A 12,436-nucleotide genomic window follows, 5' to 3' on the forward strand; every position below is an offset into this window, starting at 1 on the left:
ACGAGCCGGCCCCGGCGCAGCCCACCGCGGACGCCGTGCTCGCCGACGTCACCGGCATGCTCCGCACCGTGCTGGCGGAGTACGGCGACGACGACGTGGTGATCGGCATGTCCACCACCTTCAACCGCGACCTGGAGTTGGAGAGCATCGACCTCGTCACCCTGGCCGGGCTGCTGGAGGAGCACTACGGCCGACGGGTCAACCTCGCCGAGTTCCTGGCCGGAATGGAGTTCGACGAGATCATCGAGCTGACCGTGGGCCGGCTCGTGGAGTACGTGGTGTGGAGCCTGAAGACCACGCAGGCGGGCTGAGCCATGGCGATGATCGAGGCCGGCGGGATCCGGCTGCACGTCCAGCGCACAGGACCGGCCGACGGCCGGGTCCCGCACGCCACCGTCGTCCTGGTGCATGGGCTGCTCACCGACAGCCTGGCCAGCTACTACTTCACCGTCGCACCACGCTTCGCCGCGGCCGGACTCGACGTCGTCATGTACGACCTGCGCGGCCACGGCCGCAGCGAGCGCCCGACCGAGGGCTACACCCTCGACCACAACGTCGACGACCTGGAGGCCCTCCTCGACCGGCTGGGCGTCACCGGACCCGTCCATCTGGTCGGCAACTCCTACGGCGGCACCATCGCCTTCGGCTACGCGGCCCGGCACCGGGAACGTACGGCCAGTCTGACGTTGATCGAGTCCGAGCCCGCGACAACCGTGTGGGCGGCGAAGCTCGGCCGCATCCTCGACCGGGTCATGACCGAACTCGCGCACAACGAGCCCGACGCGATCGCCTGGATCACCGCCCACCGGGGCCACAACACCGCCCGGCTGGCCAAGGGCGCGGCCCGGCTCGCCCGCGAGACCACCCTCGGCCGGGACATCCCCGCCAGCCGGGTGCTGACCGAGGACGCGATCAGGGCCGTACGCTGCCCGGTCCTCGGCGTGTACGGCGGCGAGTCGGATCTCGCGGACCTGGTGCCGTCGATGGAAGCGCTGCTGACCGACTACCGTGCCGTCGTACTGCCCGGGCACGAGCACTCGGTGCTGGTGGAGGCGCCTGAGGCCGTCGGTGCGCACATCCTTGACCTGATCGGCGCCGGGGTGGCGGTCCGATGAGCGCCTTCCTGTTCGTGGTGCCACCGCTGACCGGGCACGTCAACCCGGCCGTCGGCATCGCCGCCGAACTCGCCGCGCGCGGGCACCGGGTGGCCTGGGTGTGCGCCGACCCCGCGCTGGTGCGGCGCCTCGCGGGCGCGGGCGCCGAGGTGTTCGGCTGCGCGGGGCCGGTGCCGGGCGCCGAGGGCGTCGTACGGCCACCGGGCCTGCGGGGCGCCGAGGCGCTGAAGTTCCTCTGGGAGTGGTACCTCCTGCCCCTCGCCGACGCCATGGCGCCCGGTGTCCGCACGGCGGCCGAGGCGTTCCGTCCGGACGTGGTGGTGGCCGACCAGCAGGCCTTCGCCGGCGCCCTGGTGGCCGAGCGCCTCGGGCTGCCCTGGGCCACCGCCGCCACCACCTCGGCGGAGTTCACCGGCGCCTACGACGGACTGCCGAAGGTCGCCGCCTGGCTGCGGCACCGCCTGACCGAGCTGCGCGCCCGCATCGGTGACCCGTCCGGCACCGCCGACCCGCGCTCCTCACCGCACCTGTTGCTGATCTTCAGCACGCCCGAACTCATCGGACCGCTGGCGCCGTTGGCTCCGCACATCCACTACGTCGGCCCCTCCCTCGCCGGCCGCCCGGCAGGACCCGGTTTCCCCTGGGACCGACTGGAACAGGGCCGGGCGAAGGTCCTGGTGACGCTGGGCACGGCGAACGCCGACGCGGGCGGCCGGTTCCTCACCGAGTGCCTCGCCGCGCTGCGGGAACGCGCCGACCGCGTGCAGGCGGTGATCGCCGACCCGGGCGGCGTCCTCGCGGTGCCGCACGACGACAAGGACGTCCTGGTCCTGCCCGCCGTCCCCCAACTCCCGCTGCTGGAACGGATGGACGCCGTCATCTGCCACGCGGGACACAACACCGTGTGCGAGGCCCTGTGGCACGGCGTCCCGCTCGTCCTCGCGCCCATCCGCGACGACCAGCCCGTGGTGGCCGGACAGGTAGTGGACGCGGGGGCCGGAGTCCGCGTCCGCTTCGGCCGGGTCCGCGCGGACCGGCTGGGCGCGGCCCTCGACACCGTCCTCACCGACCCCGCCCACCGAGCTGCCGCCGCCCGGATCCGCACCGCCTTCCGTGCGGCGGGCGGTGCCCGGGCAGCGGCGGGTCATGTCGAACATCTCGCAGTGGAGAGCCGATGACCGAGAACGCGCGTACCGACAAGGCGGCCGGCATCGCCGCGCTGCGGCTCGCCTACCAGCGGGACCTGGCCGCCGGCACCGACCGCTTCCTCGCTGCCCGGCGGACCGACTGCCCCTGGTGCGGTTCCGGGCGGCTCGCCCCCCGTCTGCGCACCACCGACCTGCTCCAGCACAAGCCGGGCCGCTTCACCCTGGACCAATGTGCCGACTGCGGCCACATCTTCCAGAACCCCCGACTGACCGAAGAAGGCCTGGAGTTCTACTACCGGGACTTCTACGACGGCCTCGGCGAACAGCGCATGAGCGGCACCTTCGGCGGTCGCGGCGCCATGTACCGGGCGCGCGCCCAGGCGATGCTGCCGTACGACCCCGCCCCGAAGACCTGGCTGGACGTCGGCACCGGCCACGGACACTTCTGCGCGAGCGCCCGCGCCGTCCTGCCCGGCACCTCGTTCGACGGGCTCGACTTCACCGACGGAGTCGAACTCGCCGCCCGAGAAGGCCGCGTGGACCACGCACACCGTGGCGCCTTCCCCGCCCTCGCCCCCGAACTCACCGCCCGCTACGACGTGGTGAGCATGTTCCACTACCTGGAGCACAGCACCGACCCGGACCGCGAACTGCGCGCCGCCCACGAGGCCGTACGGCCCGGCGGCCACCTCCTCATCGAGGTGCCCGACCCGGAGAGCCGCTACGCCCGGCTGCTCGGCCGCTGGTGGCTGCCCTGGCTCCAGCCGCAGCACCTGCACTTCATGCCCGTGGCCAACCTCCGGCGACGGCTGACCGAGCTGGGCTTCACGGTGCTGGCCGAGCAGCACGCCGAGGCTCACGACCCGGTGGACCTGCTCGCCGCGGTCTGGCTGGCCCTGGACCACGCCGCTGCCCGTGAGGACGCCCCCTGGCTGCCCGAGCCGCCGGGGGCCCTGCGCCGCGCCGCCCGCGCCGTCCTCCTCCTCGCCGGCGTGCCCGCGCTCGTCACCGCGACCCTCCTCGACCGGTTCGCGATCCGCCCCCTGTCCCACCGCCTGGGCCTGTCCAACGCCTACCGCCTGGTGGCGCGCCGCGAGTGACCGCGGCACGGCCCGGTACCGTCGCCGTCGAGGGCGCCCGACCGGCACCGGGAGAGCGGAATCGGCTCACAGCACCTTGGCACGGATCAGCGCCGACAGCAGCAGGGTGCCCGGCAGCAGCGGCACCCAGTCGGTCAGCACCCGGTATCCGATGACCGTCGCCGTGGCCACCGCAGGGGCGCTGCCGAAGGTGACCAGCGTCCACACCAGCGCCGCGTCGACCGCGAACCCGCCCGGCGCGGGCACCGCCCCGACGGCCGTACCCGCCGCCAGATAGGCGAGCACCACGTGCTGCCAGGGCAACCCCAGTCCGAGCGAGGCACCGACGCAGGCGAGGGTGCTCCCCTGCACCAGCGGCATCGCGGCCGCCCCGCCCCACAGCGCGATCACCCGGCAGGGCCGGCCGTGCACCTCCCGGGCATCGGCGAGGGCGGAGCGCAGCAGCCCGGCCACCGGCCGCCGCAACGGTCGTACGACCGTGAGCAGCACCCCCGCCACCGTCACGACGCCGCCCGCGACGCAGACGACCGGGACCACCATCCGTCCGTCCGGGACCAGATCACCGAGGCGCCGCCAGGCCGGCGACGACGCCATGAACACCAGCAGCACCACGGTCTTCGCGCTGGACTTGGCCAGCGAGTACAGCCCGATGGAGGCGGTGGCCCGGGCGGGCGGCACCCCACGGCCGCGCAGAAAACGCAGGGTGACGGCATGGGCGCCGAGCCCGCCCGGCAGCGCGTGGTTGGCGGCACCGGCGGCGAACTGCGAGGCCAGCAGCAGGCCCGGCGGCACCCGGTCGGGCAGGGCACCCTGCCGGACGCACGCGGCCGCCACACAGTTCAGGCAGGTGAAACCGGCCCCGGCCAGCAGCCACCCCGGGTCGGCCGCGACCAGCCGCCGTATCCCCTCGTACATCACCGGCCGGTTGGCGACGGCCCACCCGCCGGCCAGCAGCAGCGGAGCCAGGCACAGGACCAGCCGCATGTGCCGGGCCGCCGGCAGGTACGCGGGACGGGGCGCCGCCCCCGGTCCGGGGCCCGGAGGAGCGGTGGGCCGGGCGGACGGGGGATCCGCGGACCGGGAGCAGGGGGGAGAGGAGAGCCAGGGGGACGGGGACAGTGAGGACACGGGGACGTCGTCCTTCCGCAGCGGGCCCCGCGGCGGGGACCTGGGGGAGGCGGGTCGGGCGAAACCCCGGGGAGCCTTCCCCACCCGCGTGACACCGGGATGTCCGAGAACCGAAGGACCGAGGGCGGGACGGTGCCGCTGAGCGGATGCGTGCGAGCCCCTGTTCACGGCCGACCAGGTAGCCTTCCCTTGGGGCGCGCTTTACATGCGGCGCCCGGCAAGGCAGGGACAGCGACAGGGGAGGATCCCGCGGTGCACGTCCAGGAATGGCTCGACACGGTGCCCGCGGCCGCCGTCTACGCCGTGGTGGCCCTGGTGATCGGTCTGGAGAGCCTGGGCATCCCCCTTCCGGGAGAGATCATCCTGGTCTCGGCGGCGCTGATGTCCTCCCAGCACACGGGCATCAACCCGGTCGTCCTCGGCGTGTGCGCCACCGCCGGTGCCGTGATCGGCGACTCCATCGGCTACGCGATCGGCCGCAAGGGGGGCCGTCCGCTGCTGGCCTGGCTGGGCGACAAGTTCCCGAGACACTTCGGCGAGGGCCATGTGGCCACCGCCGAGCGGTCGTTCCAGAAGTGGGGCATGTGGGCCGTCTTCTTCGGCCGTTTCATCGCCCTCCTGCGCATCTTCGCCGGCCCGCTCGCGGGCGTCCTCCACATGCCGTACTGGAAGTTCCTGATCGCCAACGTCCTCGGCGGCATCTGCTGGGCGGGCGGCACGACGGCCGCCGTCTACTACGTCGGCGTGGTCGCCGAGGGCTGGCTGAAGAAGTTCTCCTACGTGGGCCTGGCGGCCGCGGTGGTGCTCGGCCTCGCCACCATGCTGATCATCAGACGCAAGGCGAAGAAGGCACAGCAGCAGCACGACCGGGAAGCGGAACCCGTCGGCGCCGGCGAGTGAACCTCCCGGCCTACTGGTGCACGTCCTTGTGCGCCTTGGCCAGCTCGGCGTACATCGTGCCGTTGAGGGTGACCCCCTGCCGCTCCTCCTCGGTGAGCTCCCGCCGCACCTTCGCCGGCACCCCGGCCACCAGCGACCCGGGCGGCACGACCATCCCCTGCGGCACCAGAGCCTGAGCGGCCACGAGCGATCCGGCGCCGATCACGGCCCCGTTCAGCACGGTCGCCCCCATCCCGATGAGGCAGTCGGCCTCCACCGTCGCTCCATGGACCACGGCGTTGTGCCCGATGGACACCCGCTCACCCACACTCACCGGAAACCCGGGGTCCGCGTGCAGGGTGACGTTGTCCTGCACGTTCGCCTGCGCCCCCACCGTGATCTTCTCGACGTCGCCCCGCACCACGGCCCCGTACCAGACACTGGCCCCCGAGTGCAGCGTGACATCACCGATCACGGAAGCCGTGGGCGCCACGAACGCCTCCGGATCGACCTGCGGCTCCCTGCCCCCGATACCCACGATCAGCGCCTGCTGCGTCATCACCGTCTCCTCGTGTCCGTAAGTACCCGCACGGTACGACACGGCGTGGGGCAAAGATCACAGCAGCCCACCCTCTCGCCGAAGACAACCGATGAGTAACGTGACCCCGTGCCGAAGCGCAAGAACACGTTCTCATCCTGGAGGCAGGGCCTCGCCCAGCGCGCCGTACACGCGGCATGGGCCTGGGCCCAGCGCACCGGCTCCGTCACCGCCGAGCACCCCGGCCGGTTGCACTTCGGCGCCATCGGCGAAGCCACACGGCTCGCCTTCCCCCTCGGCACGGTCTTCGGCGAGCCCTGGATCTACCTCGGCTCCCACTGCATCGTCGCCGAACAGGTCACGCTGACCGCAGGCCTGATGCCGGACCTCGACCTGGGCCCGGACCCGATCCTGCGCATCGGTGACGGGGTGGTCCTCGGCCGCGGCAGCCACGTCATCGCGGACACGACGGTCACCATCGGCAGCGACTGCTACTTCGGCCCGTACGTCTACGTCACCTCCACCAACCACTCCTACGACGACCCGCACCAGCCCATCGGCAGGCAGTGGCCGCGCATGGAGCCGGTGGAGATCGGCCCGGGCTGCTGGATCGGCACCGGCGCGGTGATCCTGCCGGGCGCGAGGATCGGCCGGAACGTCGTCGTCGCGGCCGGTGCGGTGGTCCGCGGCACGGTGCCGGACCACGCCGTGGTGGCCGGGGCGCCCGCCCGGGTCGTGCGGCGCTGGACGGCGGAGGGAGGCTGGCAGCCACCGCTCAGGACCCCGGCCCCGGTGCCGATCCCGGAAGGGATGACGCCGCAGCAGCTGCGCGCGCTGGCGGAACTGGACGAGGACGGGGTGGCCCGGCTCGCGGAACTCGAGACCGAGGGCTGACTCAGCCGGTCGCCAGCAGCAGCGTGCCGAGCAGCGCCAGCCCCGCGCCCGCGGCCTGGACGGCGCGCAGCCGCTCGCTGAGGAAGCCGCGCGCGGCCAACGCGGTCACCACCGGATACAGCGAGGCCAGGACGGCCGCCACGGTGACCGGGCCGTGCTGGGCGGCGACCGCGTAGGTGCCGTTGGCGGCCACGTCGGCGAGTCCGACGAAGGCCAGCGCGGGCAGCGAGGCCCATGGGAAGCCGCCCTCCGGCACGGCCGGGCCGCCCCGCCGGACGGAGACGACCAGCGCGGCCCCGCCGACCGCGACGTTCGTCAGCCGCTGCACGAACAGGGCGAGGAACAGCCCGGTGACGGTGGTCGAGGCCTCCGTGATCAGCGCGAAGACCGTGCCGAACCCCATGGCCGCGACGAGCGTGAGCAGGATCGTCCGCCGCTGCACGGGCGCGCCGCGCAGCTGTGGACCGCCCGCGAGGACGACCCCGCTGACGGCGACCGCGATGCCCGCGACCTGGAACAGCCCGGGGCGCTCGCCGAGGAAGAGGCCCACGCCGACCGGCACGGCCACGCTCAGGGTCGCGAGCGGGGAGACGACTCCCATGGGGCCGAGGGCGAGGGCCTTGTAGAAGGAGAGCAGGGCCACCGGTCCCACCAGCCCCGCGGCGAACGCGAACCACAGGCGGGGCCCGGCATCGCTCCATCCGCCGGTCGCGAGGACGATCGCGCCCAGCACCGTCGCCGCGATGGCCTGGGAGACGACCACGACCGTCAGCGCGGGCGTACGCCGGGTCAGCAGTCCGCCGCCGAAGTCGGCCAGCCCCCACAGGAGGCTGGTGGTGAGGGCGAAGAATGCTGTCACGGCCGGCCTCGCAGTACAGTTCGGTGAACGATCAGGTGCATCTCACCGTAGTTCAGTTCAGTGAACCCTGTCATCCTATATATTAAACTTTCATCGATGGACGTGATGTGTCGGACCTCGACCTGCTGACCCAGTCCCTCGCGCGCAACGTCAAGCACTGGCGCACGGTGCGCGGCTTCACCCTGGACGTGCTCGCGGCCCGGGCGGGGGTCAGCCGCGGCATGCTCATCCAGATCGAGCAGGCCCGCACGAACCCCAGCATCGGCACCGTCGTCAAGATCGGCGACGCGCTCGGCATCAGCATCACCACCCTGCTCGACTACGAGCAGGGCCCCACCGTCCGCATCGTCCCCGCCGAGCAGGCCGTACGGCTGTGGCACACCGACGCGGGCAGCTACAACCGCCTCCTCGCGGGCACGGAGGCGCCGGGCCCGGTCGAGATGTGGGACTGGCGGCTGATGCCGGGTGAGTCCAGCCCCTCGGAGCCGCACCCGGTGGGCACGGTGGAACTCGTCCACGTCACCGCCGGCGAACTGACCCTCACCGTGGACGGCGTCAAGCACCGGGTGCCGACGGGCGCGAGCGCCACGTTCGAGGCGAGCACCTCGCACACGTACGGCAACGAGGGCGACGTCCCGATGGACATGGTGATGGCCGTCTCGGTGCCGCCCGTGCGCTGAACCGCGCCACGGACGGCTGTTAGCGTGCGGCCATGCGCGCGCCCCTCGGACACTTCGACACCGCCACCCCCGTCCCGGACTGCCTCCAGGAGCTGATCGCCCCGGTCGCCGACGCGGTACGTCACTGGCAGGGCGCGGTCCCCGCCGACCGCGTCCTCTACGTCGACACGGACCCGCGCTGGGCCGACACGGCCGTCTTCGTGGAGCACTACGGCCGCGACCTGCTGGAGCAGTCGGCGAACTGCGTGGTGGTCGCGGGCAAGCGCGGCGGCGAGACCACCCTGGCGGCGTGCGTGGTGCTCTCCACCACCCGGGTCGACGTCAACGGCGTCGTCCGGCGCCAACTCGGCGCGCGCAAGGCCTCTTTCGCCTCGATGGAGACGGCGACCGGTGAGACCGGCATGGAGTACGGCGGCATCACCCCGATCGGACTGCCCGCCGGCTGGCCGGTACTGCTGGACTCGGCCGTCGTCGACCTTCCCTACGTCCTGGTCGGCAGCGGACGCCGACGCGGCAAGCTCCTGGTGCCCGGCAAGGCGCTCGCGGAACTGCCGGGCGCCGTGGTGCTGGAGGGTCTCGGCGTCGTCTGAGGCCGGCGTAGGGCAGATGCGTTCCACGGACCCGGGCGGGAACCGCACTCCGGACCGGGCGGGAGCGCCCTCGGCCGGAACGAGGCTGCCGCCTACACCGGCAGGTGGTGGGCCAGCGCCAGGTGCGGGTCCCGTTCGCCCGGCACCGGAGCCGGATCGGCGTGTACGAGGGCGGCCGTGAGCCTCGGTACGGCATGCAGCAGGGCGTGTTCGGCGTCGACGGCGATCGCGTGCGCCTGCCGCAGCGTCGTCTCCCCGTCCACCACCACCGCGAGTTCGGCCCGCAGCCGGTGCCCGATCCACCGCAGTCGCAGCTCGCCCACCTCGCGGACTCCCGGCACCGCCCGCACCGCCCGCTCGGCTCGGTCCACCAGAGCCGGATCGACGGCGTCCAGCATCCGCCGGAACACCTCGCGCGCGGCGTCCCGCAGCACCAGCAGGATCGCGGCCGTGATCGCCAACCCGACGACGGGGTCGGCCAGTTGCCACCCCAGGGCCGACCCCCCGGCGCCCACCAGCACCGCCAGGGAGGTGAAACCGTCGGTGCGGGCGTGCAGGCCGTCGGCGACGAGCGCGGCCGAGCCGATCTGCCGGCCCACCCGGATCCGGTACCGGGCCACCCACTCGTTGCCCGCGAACCCGACCAGCGCGGCCACCGCGACGGCCGGCAGATGCGCGACCGGGCGCGGAGCGAGCAGCCGTCCCACGGCCACCCACGCGCTGAAGGCCGCCGATGCCGCGATGGTCAGCACGATCACCAGCCCCGCGAGATCCTCGGCGCGGCCGTAGCCGTAGGTGAACCGACGGGTCGCCGCCCGCCGCCCCAGTACGAAGGCGATGCCGAGCGGTACGGCGGTGAGCGCGTCGGCGGCGTTGTGCACCGTGTCCCCGAGCAGCGCCACCGACCCGGAGACGGCCACCACGGCCGCCTGCGTCAGCGCGGTCACCCCGAGCACCCCCAGCGAAACCCACAGCGCCCGCATCCCACGCCCCGAGGCCTCCAGCGCCCGGTCCACCTTGTCGGCGCTGTCGTGCGAGTGCGGTCTGAGGAGGTGCGCGAGCCGGTGACGCAGACCGGAGGCGTGGGTGTGGCCCGCGTGACCGTGGTCGTGACCGCCCCCACCGTGACCGTGCGGGTGCTGGTGCGGTGTGACGTGGTCGGTCGTGTGGGTGTGCTGGTCCGGCGTGGGGCCGTCGGCCGTGTGGGGGTGCGAGTCCGTGGGACCGCTGGTTGGGTGCGGGTGCGGGTGCGGGTGCGGGTGCGGGTGCGGGTGCGGGTGCGGGTGCGGGTGCGGGTGCGGCTCGGTGCCGCTGCCCGTGTCCGTGTCCGTGCGTTGGTACGGCTTGCGTCCGCCGACCGCGTTTTCGCTCACGCTCCGCACGGGCCGGTTACCTGCGTGCGTGTCGTGGCCGTGCATGGGTCCGCCGCCTGGGTGGGCGTCTCGGCCTTGGACGGAGCCGTTGCCCGGGTCCGCGTCTTGGCCTCGCACGGGTCCGTTGCCCGGGTGCGTGTCCTGGCGCCGGGTCGGCCCGGCGTTGGTCGTGGCGTGCGCGTCCTCGTCCCGCGCCGCCTCCCAACCCGCGAGTGCGGGTTCCTCGTGTTCCGGCCCGGGATGCGCGTGAGCGTGCGCGTGCTCGTTGTCCTCTTGGCCGTCGTGCTGCGCTTCCTCGTCCGGCCGGCGGGCGTTGTCGCCGGGGCCTTCCCCGTCCTGCCGGCGTGCGTTGTCGCCGGGTCCTTCCCCGTCCTGCCGGTTCAAGGGATCGCCGTGGCCGGGCACGCCGGTTTCTTCCCGCTGGGCGTGCTCATGGGCGTGCCGGTCGTTCACGTGGATCCCCTTCCGTCGTGCGGGAGTGGACGCGGGGCGCCCACGGCACCCATTATGTGCGTATGAGCGCACGCATGCACCTGTCACCTGCACACCATGCGCACCCGCGCACTCCCGGCGAGGAGCAGTTCGCGCGCGCCGCCGAGCTGATGGCCCTGCTCGGGGACCGCACCCGCCTCAGCCTGATGCACGCCCTGACCACCGGCGAGGCCGATGTCACGACGCTCACCGAGGCGTGCGGCGCGGCCCGTCCCGCGGTCAGCCAGCATCTGGCGCGGCTGCGGCTCGCGGGCCTGGTGAAGACCCGCAAGGAGGGCCGCCGGGTGATCTACTCACTCCCGCACGGGCACCTGCGCCGCCTGGTGGAGGAGGCCCTGAAGACGGCGGACCACCACCTCGCCGAGCGGCGCACCGAACCTCAGTAGGCGGCTGCCGTCCCGAGGTACTGCTCGGCGAAGGCCGCCGCCGCGGCCGGCGAGGTGAACAGCCGACGCAGCCGGGCCAGGGTGGTGCCGGCGCGGAACGGGTCACCCGACGCGACACCGTGGTAGATGTCCGACAGCCACTGCGAGAACTCCTGGTAGTCCCACACCCGGCGCAGACACGCGGCGGAGTAGTCGTCCAGGCCGCTGCCGTCACCCTTCGTGACGTACGCGGTGAGCGCGTCGCCGAGCAGGAAGGCGTCGTGCAGCGCGAGGTTCATGCCCTTCGCGGCGATGGGCGCGACCAGGTGACCGGCGTCCCCGGCCAGGAACAACCGCCCGTGCGCGAGGGGCTCGACGACGTAGTGGTGCATGTCCAGGACGCGCTTCTCGATCAGCCGCCCCTCGGAGAGCGGGGGCGCCCCGGCCGCGGCGAGCCGCTCCCGCAACTCGGCCCAGACCCGCTCGTGCGGCCAGTTCTCCGGATCGTCGCCGGGCGGGCACTGGAGGTAGAAGCGGGTCACCTCGGGACCGCGCGGCATCTGCCCGGCGAAACCGCGCGGGTGGACGCCGAACAGGACGCAGTCCGTCGACGGCGGGACCTCCGCGAGCAGCGCCAGCCAGCCGATGCCGTCGTCCTGCCGCGCGATCCGCCGGTGCTCGGCGGGTATCGCGTCCCGCGTCACCCCGCGCGCCCCGTCGCAGCCCGCGACGAAGTCGCAGCGCAGCAGCCGCCGTTCACCCGTCTCCGGGCACCGGTACGACACCGCCGGCCGGTCCGAGTCCAGGTCGTGCAGCATGACGTCGCGCACGCCGAAGCGGATGTCGCCGCCGCGCACGTCGGCGTACTCCCGCACCAGGTCCGTCACCAGCAGCGGCTGTGGGTAGACGTAGTGGCGGCTGCCCGTCAGTTCGGCGTAGGGGAAGCGGTACCGCTCGCCGTCGAAGCGGAATTCGCAGGCACTGTGCGACTCGGCGCGCTCCGGGAGCCGTTCGGACAGTCCGCGCCGGCCGAGTTCCCGCACCGCCCATTCCTCGATGACCCCGGCCCTGGGCCGGTTCTCGATGAACTGTCTGCTCTCCGTCTCCAGGACGACACAGTCGACGGAGGCGGCCCGCAGGATGTTGCCGACGGTGAGCCCGGCGGGCCCGGCGCCCACGACGACGACCGTACGGCGTTCCTCGGGCGCGGAGCCGGGGTGGGGGGAAGGAAAGATCATCCCCGCATTATGACGGTGTCCCGTCAGCCGGGTTCGG

General features: G+C 73.3%; 14 protein-coding genes. 9 read left to right on the forward strand and 5 right to left on the reverse strand.

The annotated features are described in order from the left end of the window. Window positions 1-56 precede the first annotated feature (56 nt). Genes AB0D93_RS22990 through AB0D93_RS23005 form a run of 4 tightly spaced genes read left to right on the forward strand, consistent with a single transcriptional unit; the run spans window position 57 to window position 3,363 of the window. Window positions 57-311 (forward strand): acyl carrier protein, encoded by a 255-nt coding sequence (locus AB0D93_RS22990; protein ID WP_362122347.1) that lies wholly within the window; start codon window positions 57-59, stop codon window positions 309-311. Window positions 312-314: 3 nt separating this feature from the next. After that, a complete protein-coding gene (locus tag AB0D93_RS22995; protein ID WP_362122105.1) occupies window positions 315-1,115 on the forward strand; it encodes an alpha/beta hydrolase in 801 nt (266 codons plus the stop codon). Then, entirely contained in the window at window positions 1,112-2,293 is a 1,182-nt protein-coding gene (locus AB0D93_RS23000) for a glycosyltransferase (protein WP_362122107.1), read from the forward strand. The genes AB0D93_RS22995 and AB0D93_RS23000 overlap by 4 nt, the downstream gene beginning before the upstream one ends. Further along, complete coding sequence (locus AB0D93_RS23005; RefSeq protein ID WP_362122109.1) at window positions 2,290-3,363, forward strand: class I SAM-dependent methyltransferase; 1,074 nt, start codon at window positions 2,290-2,292, stop codon at window positions 3,361-3,363. Before AB0D93_RS23000 ends, AB0D93_RS23005 begins: the two co-directional genes overlap by 4 nt. Window positions 3,364-3,429: 66 nt before the next feature. Here AB0D93_RS23005 and AB0D93_RS23010 read toward each other — a convergent pair whose 3' ends face one another. Then, window positions 3,430-4,491: a lysylphosphatidylglycerol synthase transmembrane domain-containing protein gene (locus tag AB0D93_RS23010; protein WP_362122111.1), complete on the reverse strand. Its 1,062-nt coding sequence runs from the start codon at window positions 4,489-4,491 to the stop codon at window positions 3,430-3,432. Window positions 4,492-4,743: 252 nt separating this feature from the next. Here AB0D93_RS23010 and AB0D93_RS23015 point away from each other — a divergent pair, with 252 nt between their 5' ends. Next, window positions 4,744-5,391, forward strand: a complete 648-nt coding sequence (locus AB0D93_RS23015; RefSeq protein WP_362122113.1) for a DedA family protein — start codon at window positions 4,744-4,746, stop codon at window positions 5,389-5,391. A 10-nt stretch (window positions 5,392-5,401) separates the two neighbouring features. On the opposite strand, the gene AB0D93_RS23020 is transcribed toward AB0D93_RS23015, so the two are convergent. Further along, window positions 5,402-5,929: a gamma carbonic anhydrase family protein gene (locus AB0D93_RS23020; protein ID WP_362122115.1), complete on the reverse strand. Its 528-nt coding sequence runs from the start codon at window positions 5,927-5,929 to the stop codon at window positions 5,402-5,404. A 108-nt stretch (window positions 5,930-6,037) separates the two neighbouring features. On the opposite strand from AB0D93_RS23020, the gene AB0D93_RS23025 reads away from it, so the two are divergent. Then, the gene (locus AB0D93_RS23025; protein ID WP_362122117.1) at window positions 6,038-6,802 is read left to right on the forward strand and encodes an acyltransferase; all 765 of its coding nucleotides are present in this window, start codon (window positions 6,038-6,040) and stop codon (window positions 6,800-6,802) included. A gap of 1 nt (window position 6,803) precedes the next feature. Here AB0D93_RS23025 and AB0D93_RS23030 read toward each other — a convergent pair whose 3' ends face one another. Next, window positions 6,804-7,661, reverse strand: coding sequence for an EamA family transporter (locus AB0D93_RS23030; protein WP_362122119.1), 858 nt, complete (start codon window positions 7,659-7,661; stop codon window positions 6,804-6,806). Between the two features lie 107 nt (window positions 7,662-7,768). On the opposite strand from AB0D93_RS23030, the gene AB0D93_RS23035 reads away from it, so the two are divergent. Both AB0D93_RS23035 and AB0D93_RS23040 read left to right on the forward strand, forming a co-directional pair. After that, window positions 7,769-8,341, forward strand: a complete 573-nt coding sequence (locus AB0D93_RS23035; protein ID WP_362122121.1) for an XRE family transcriptional regulator — start codon at window positions 7,769-7,771, stop codon at window positions 8,339-8,341. A 32-nt stretch (window positions 8,342-8,373) separates the two neighbouring features. Further along, a complete protein-coding gene (locus AB0D93_RS23040) occupies window positions 8,374-8,931 on the forward strand; it encodes a YbaK/EbsC family protein (protein WP_362122123.1) in 558 nt (185 codons plus the stop codon). A 92-nt stretch (window positions 8,932-9,023) separates the two neighbouring features. Here AB0D93_RS23040 and AB0D93_RS23045 read toward each other — a convergent pair whose 3' ends face one another. Next, window positions 9,024-10,004 (reverse strand): cation diffusion facilitator family transporter, encoded by a 981-nt coding sequence (locus tag AB0D93_RS23045; RefSeq protein ID WP_362122349.1) that lies wholly within the window; start codon window positions 10,002-10,004, stop codon window positions 9,024-9,026. Between the two features lie 815 nt (window positions 10,005-10,819). Here AB0D93_RS23045 and AB0D93_RS23050 point away from each other — a divergent pair. Continuing rightward, a complete protein-coding gene (locus AB0D93_RS23050) occupies window positions 10,820-11,182 on the forward strand; it encodes a metalloregulator ArsR/SmtB family transcription factor (RefSeq protein ID WP_362122125.1) in 363 nt (120 codons plus the stop codon). Here AB0D93_RS23050 and AB0D93_RS23055 read toward each other — a convergent pair. Then, window positions 11,176-12,399, reverse strand: a complete 1,224-nt coding sequence (locus tag AB0D93_RS23055; RefSeq protein WP_362122127.1) for a 4-hydroxybenzoate 3-monooxygenase — start codon at window positions 12,397-12,399, stop codon at window positions 11,176-11,178. The two genes, AB0D93_RS23050 and AB0D93_RS23055, sit on opposite strands and share 7 nt — an antisense overlap. Window positions 12,400-12,436 lie beyond the last annotated feature (37 nt).

This window comes from Streptomyces sp. NPDC048191 (assembly GCF_040652655.1).
Taxonomy (GTDB): Bacteria; Actinomycetota; Actinomycetes; order Streptomycetales; family Streptomycetaceae; genus Streptomyces.

Bases quoted from the DNA above. Each gene is read 5' to 3' on its own strand.
- AB0D93_RS22990 (WP_362122347.1), top strand. From the start codon at position 57: ATGCTCCGCACCGTGCTGGCGGAGTACGGCGACGACGACGTGGTGATC.
- AB0D93_RS22995 (WP_362122105.1), top strand. From the start codon at position 315: ATGGCGATGATCGAGGCCGGCGGGATCCGGCTGCACGTCCAGCGCACA.
- AB0D93_RS23000 (WP_362122107.1), top strand. From the start codon at position 1,112: ATGAGCGCCTTCCTGTTCGTGGTGCCACCGCTGACCGGGCACGTCAAC.
- AB0D93_RS23005 (WP_362122109.1), top strand. From the start codon at position 2,290: ATGACCGAGAACGCGCGTACCGACAAGGCGGCCGGCATCGCCGCGCTG.
- AB0D93_RS23020 (WP_362122115.1), bottom strand. From the start codon at position 5,929: ATGACGCAGCAGGCGCTGATCGTGGGTATCGGGGGCAGGGAGCCGCAG.
- AB0D93_RS23040 (WP_362122123.1), top strand. From the start codon at position 8,374: ATGCGCGCGCCCCTCGGACACTTCGACACCGCCACCCCCGTCCCGGAC.
- AB0D93_RS23050 (WP_362122125.1), top strand. From the start codon at position 10,820: ATGAGCGCACGCATGCACCTGTCACCTGCACACCATGCGCACCCGCGC.
- AB0D93_RS23055 (WP_362122127.1), bottom strand. From the start codon at position 12,399: ATGATCTTTCCTTCCCCCCACCCCGGCTCCGCGCCCGAGGAACGCCGT.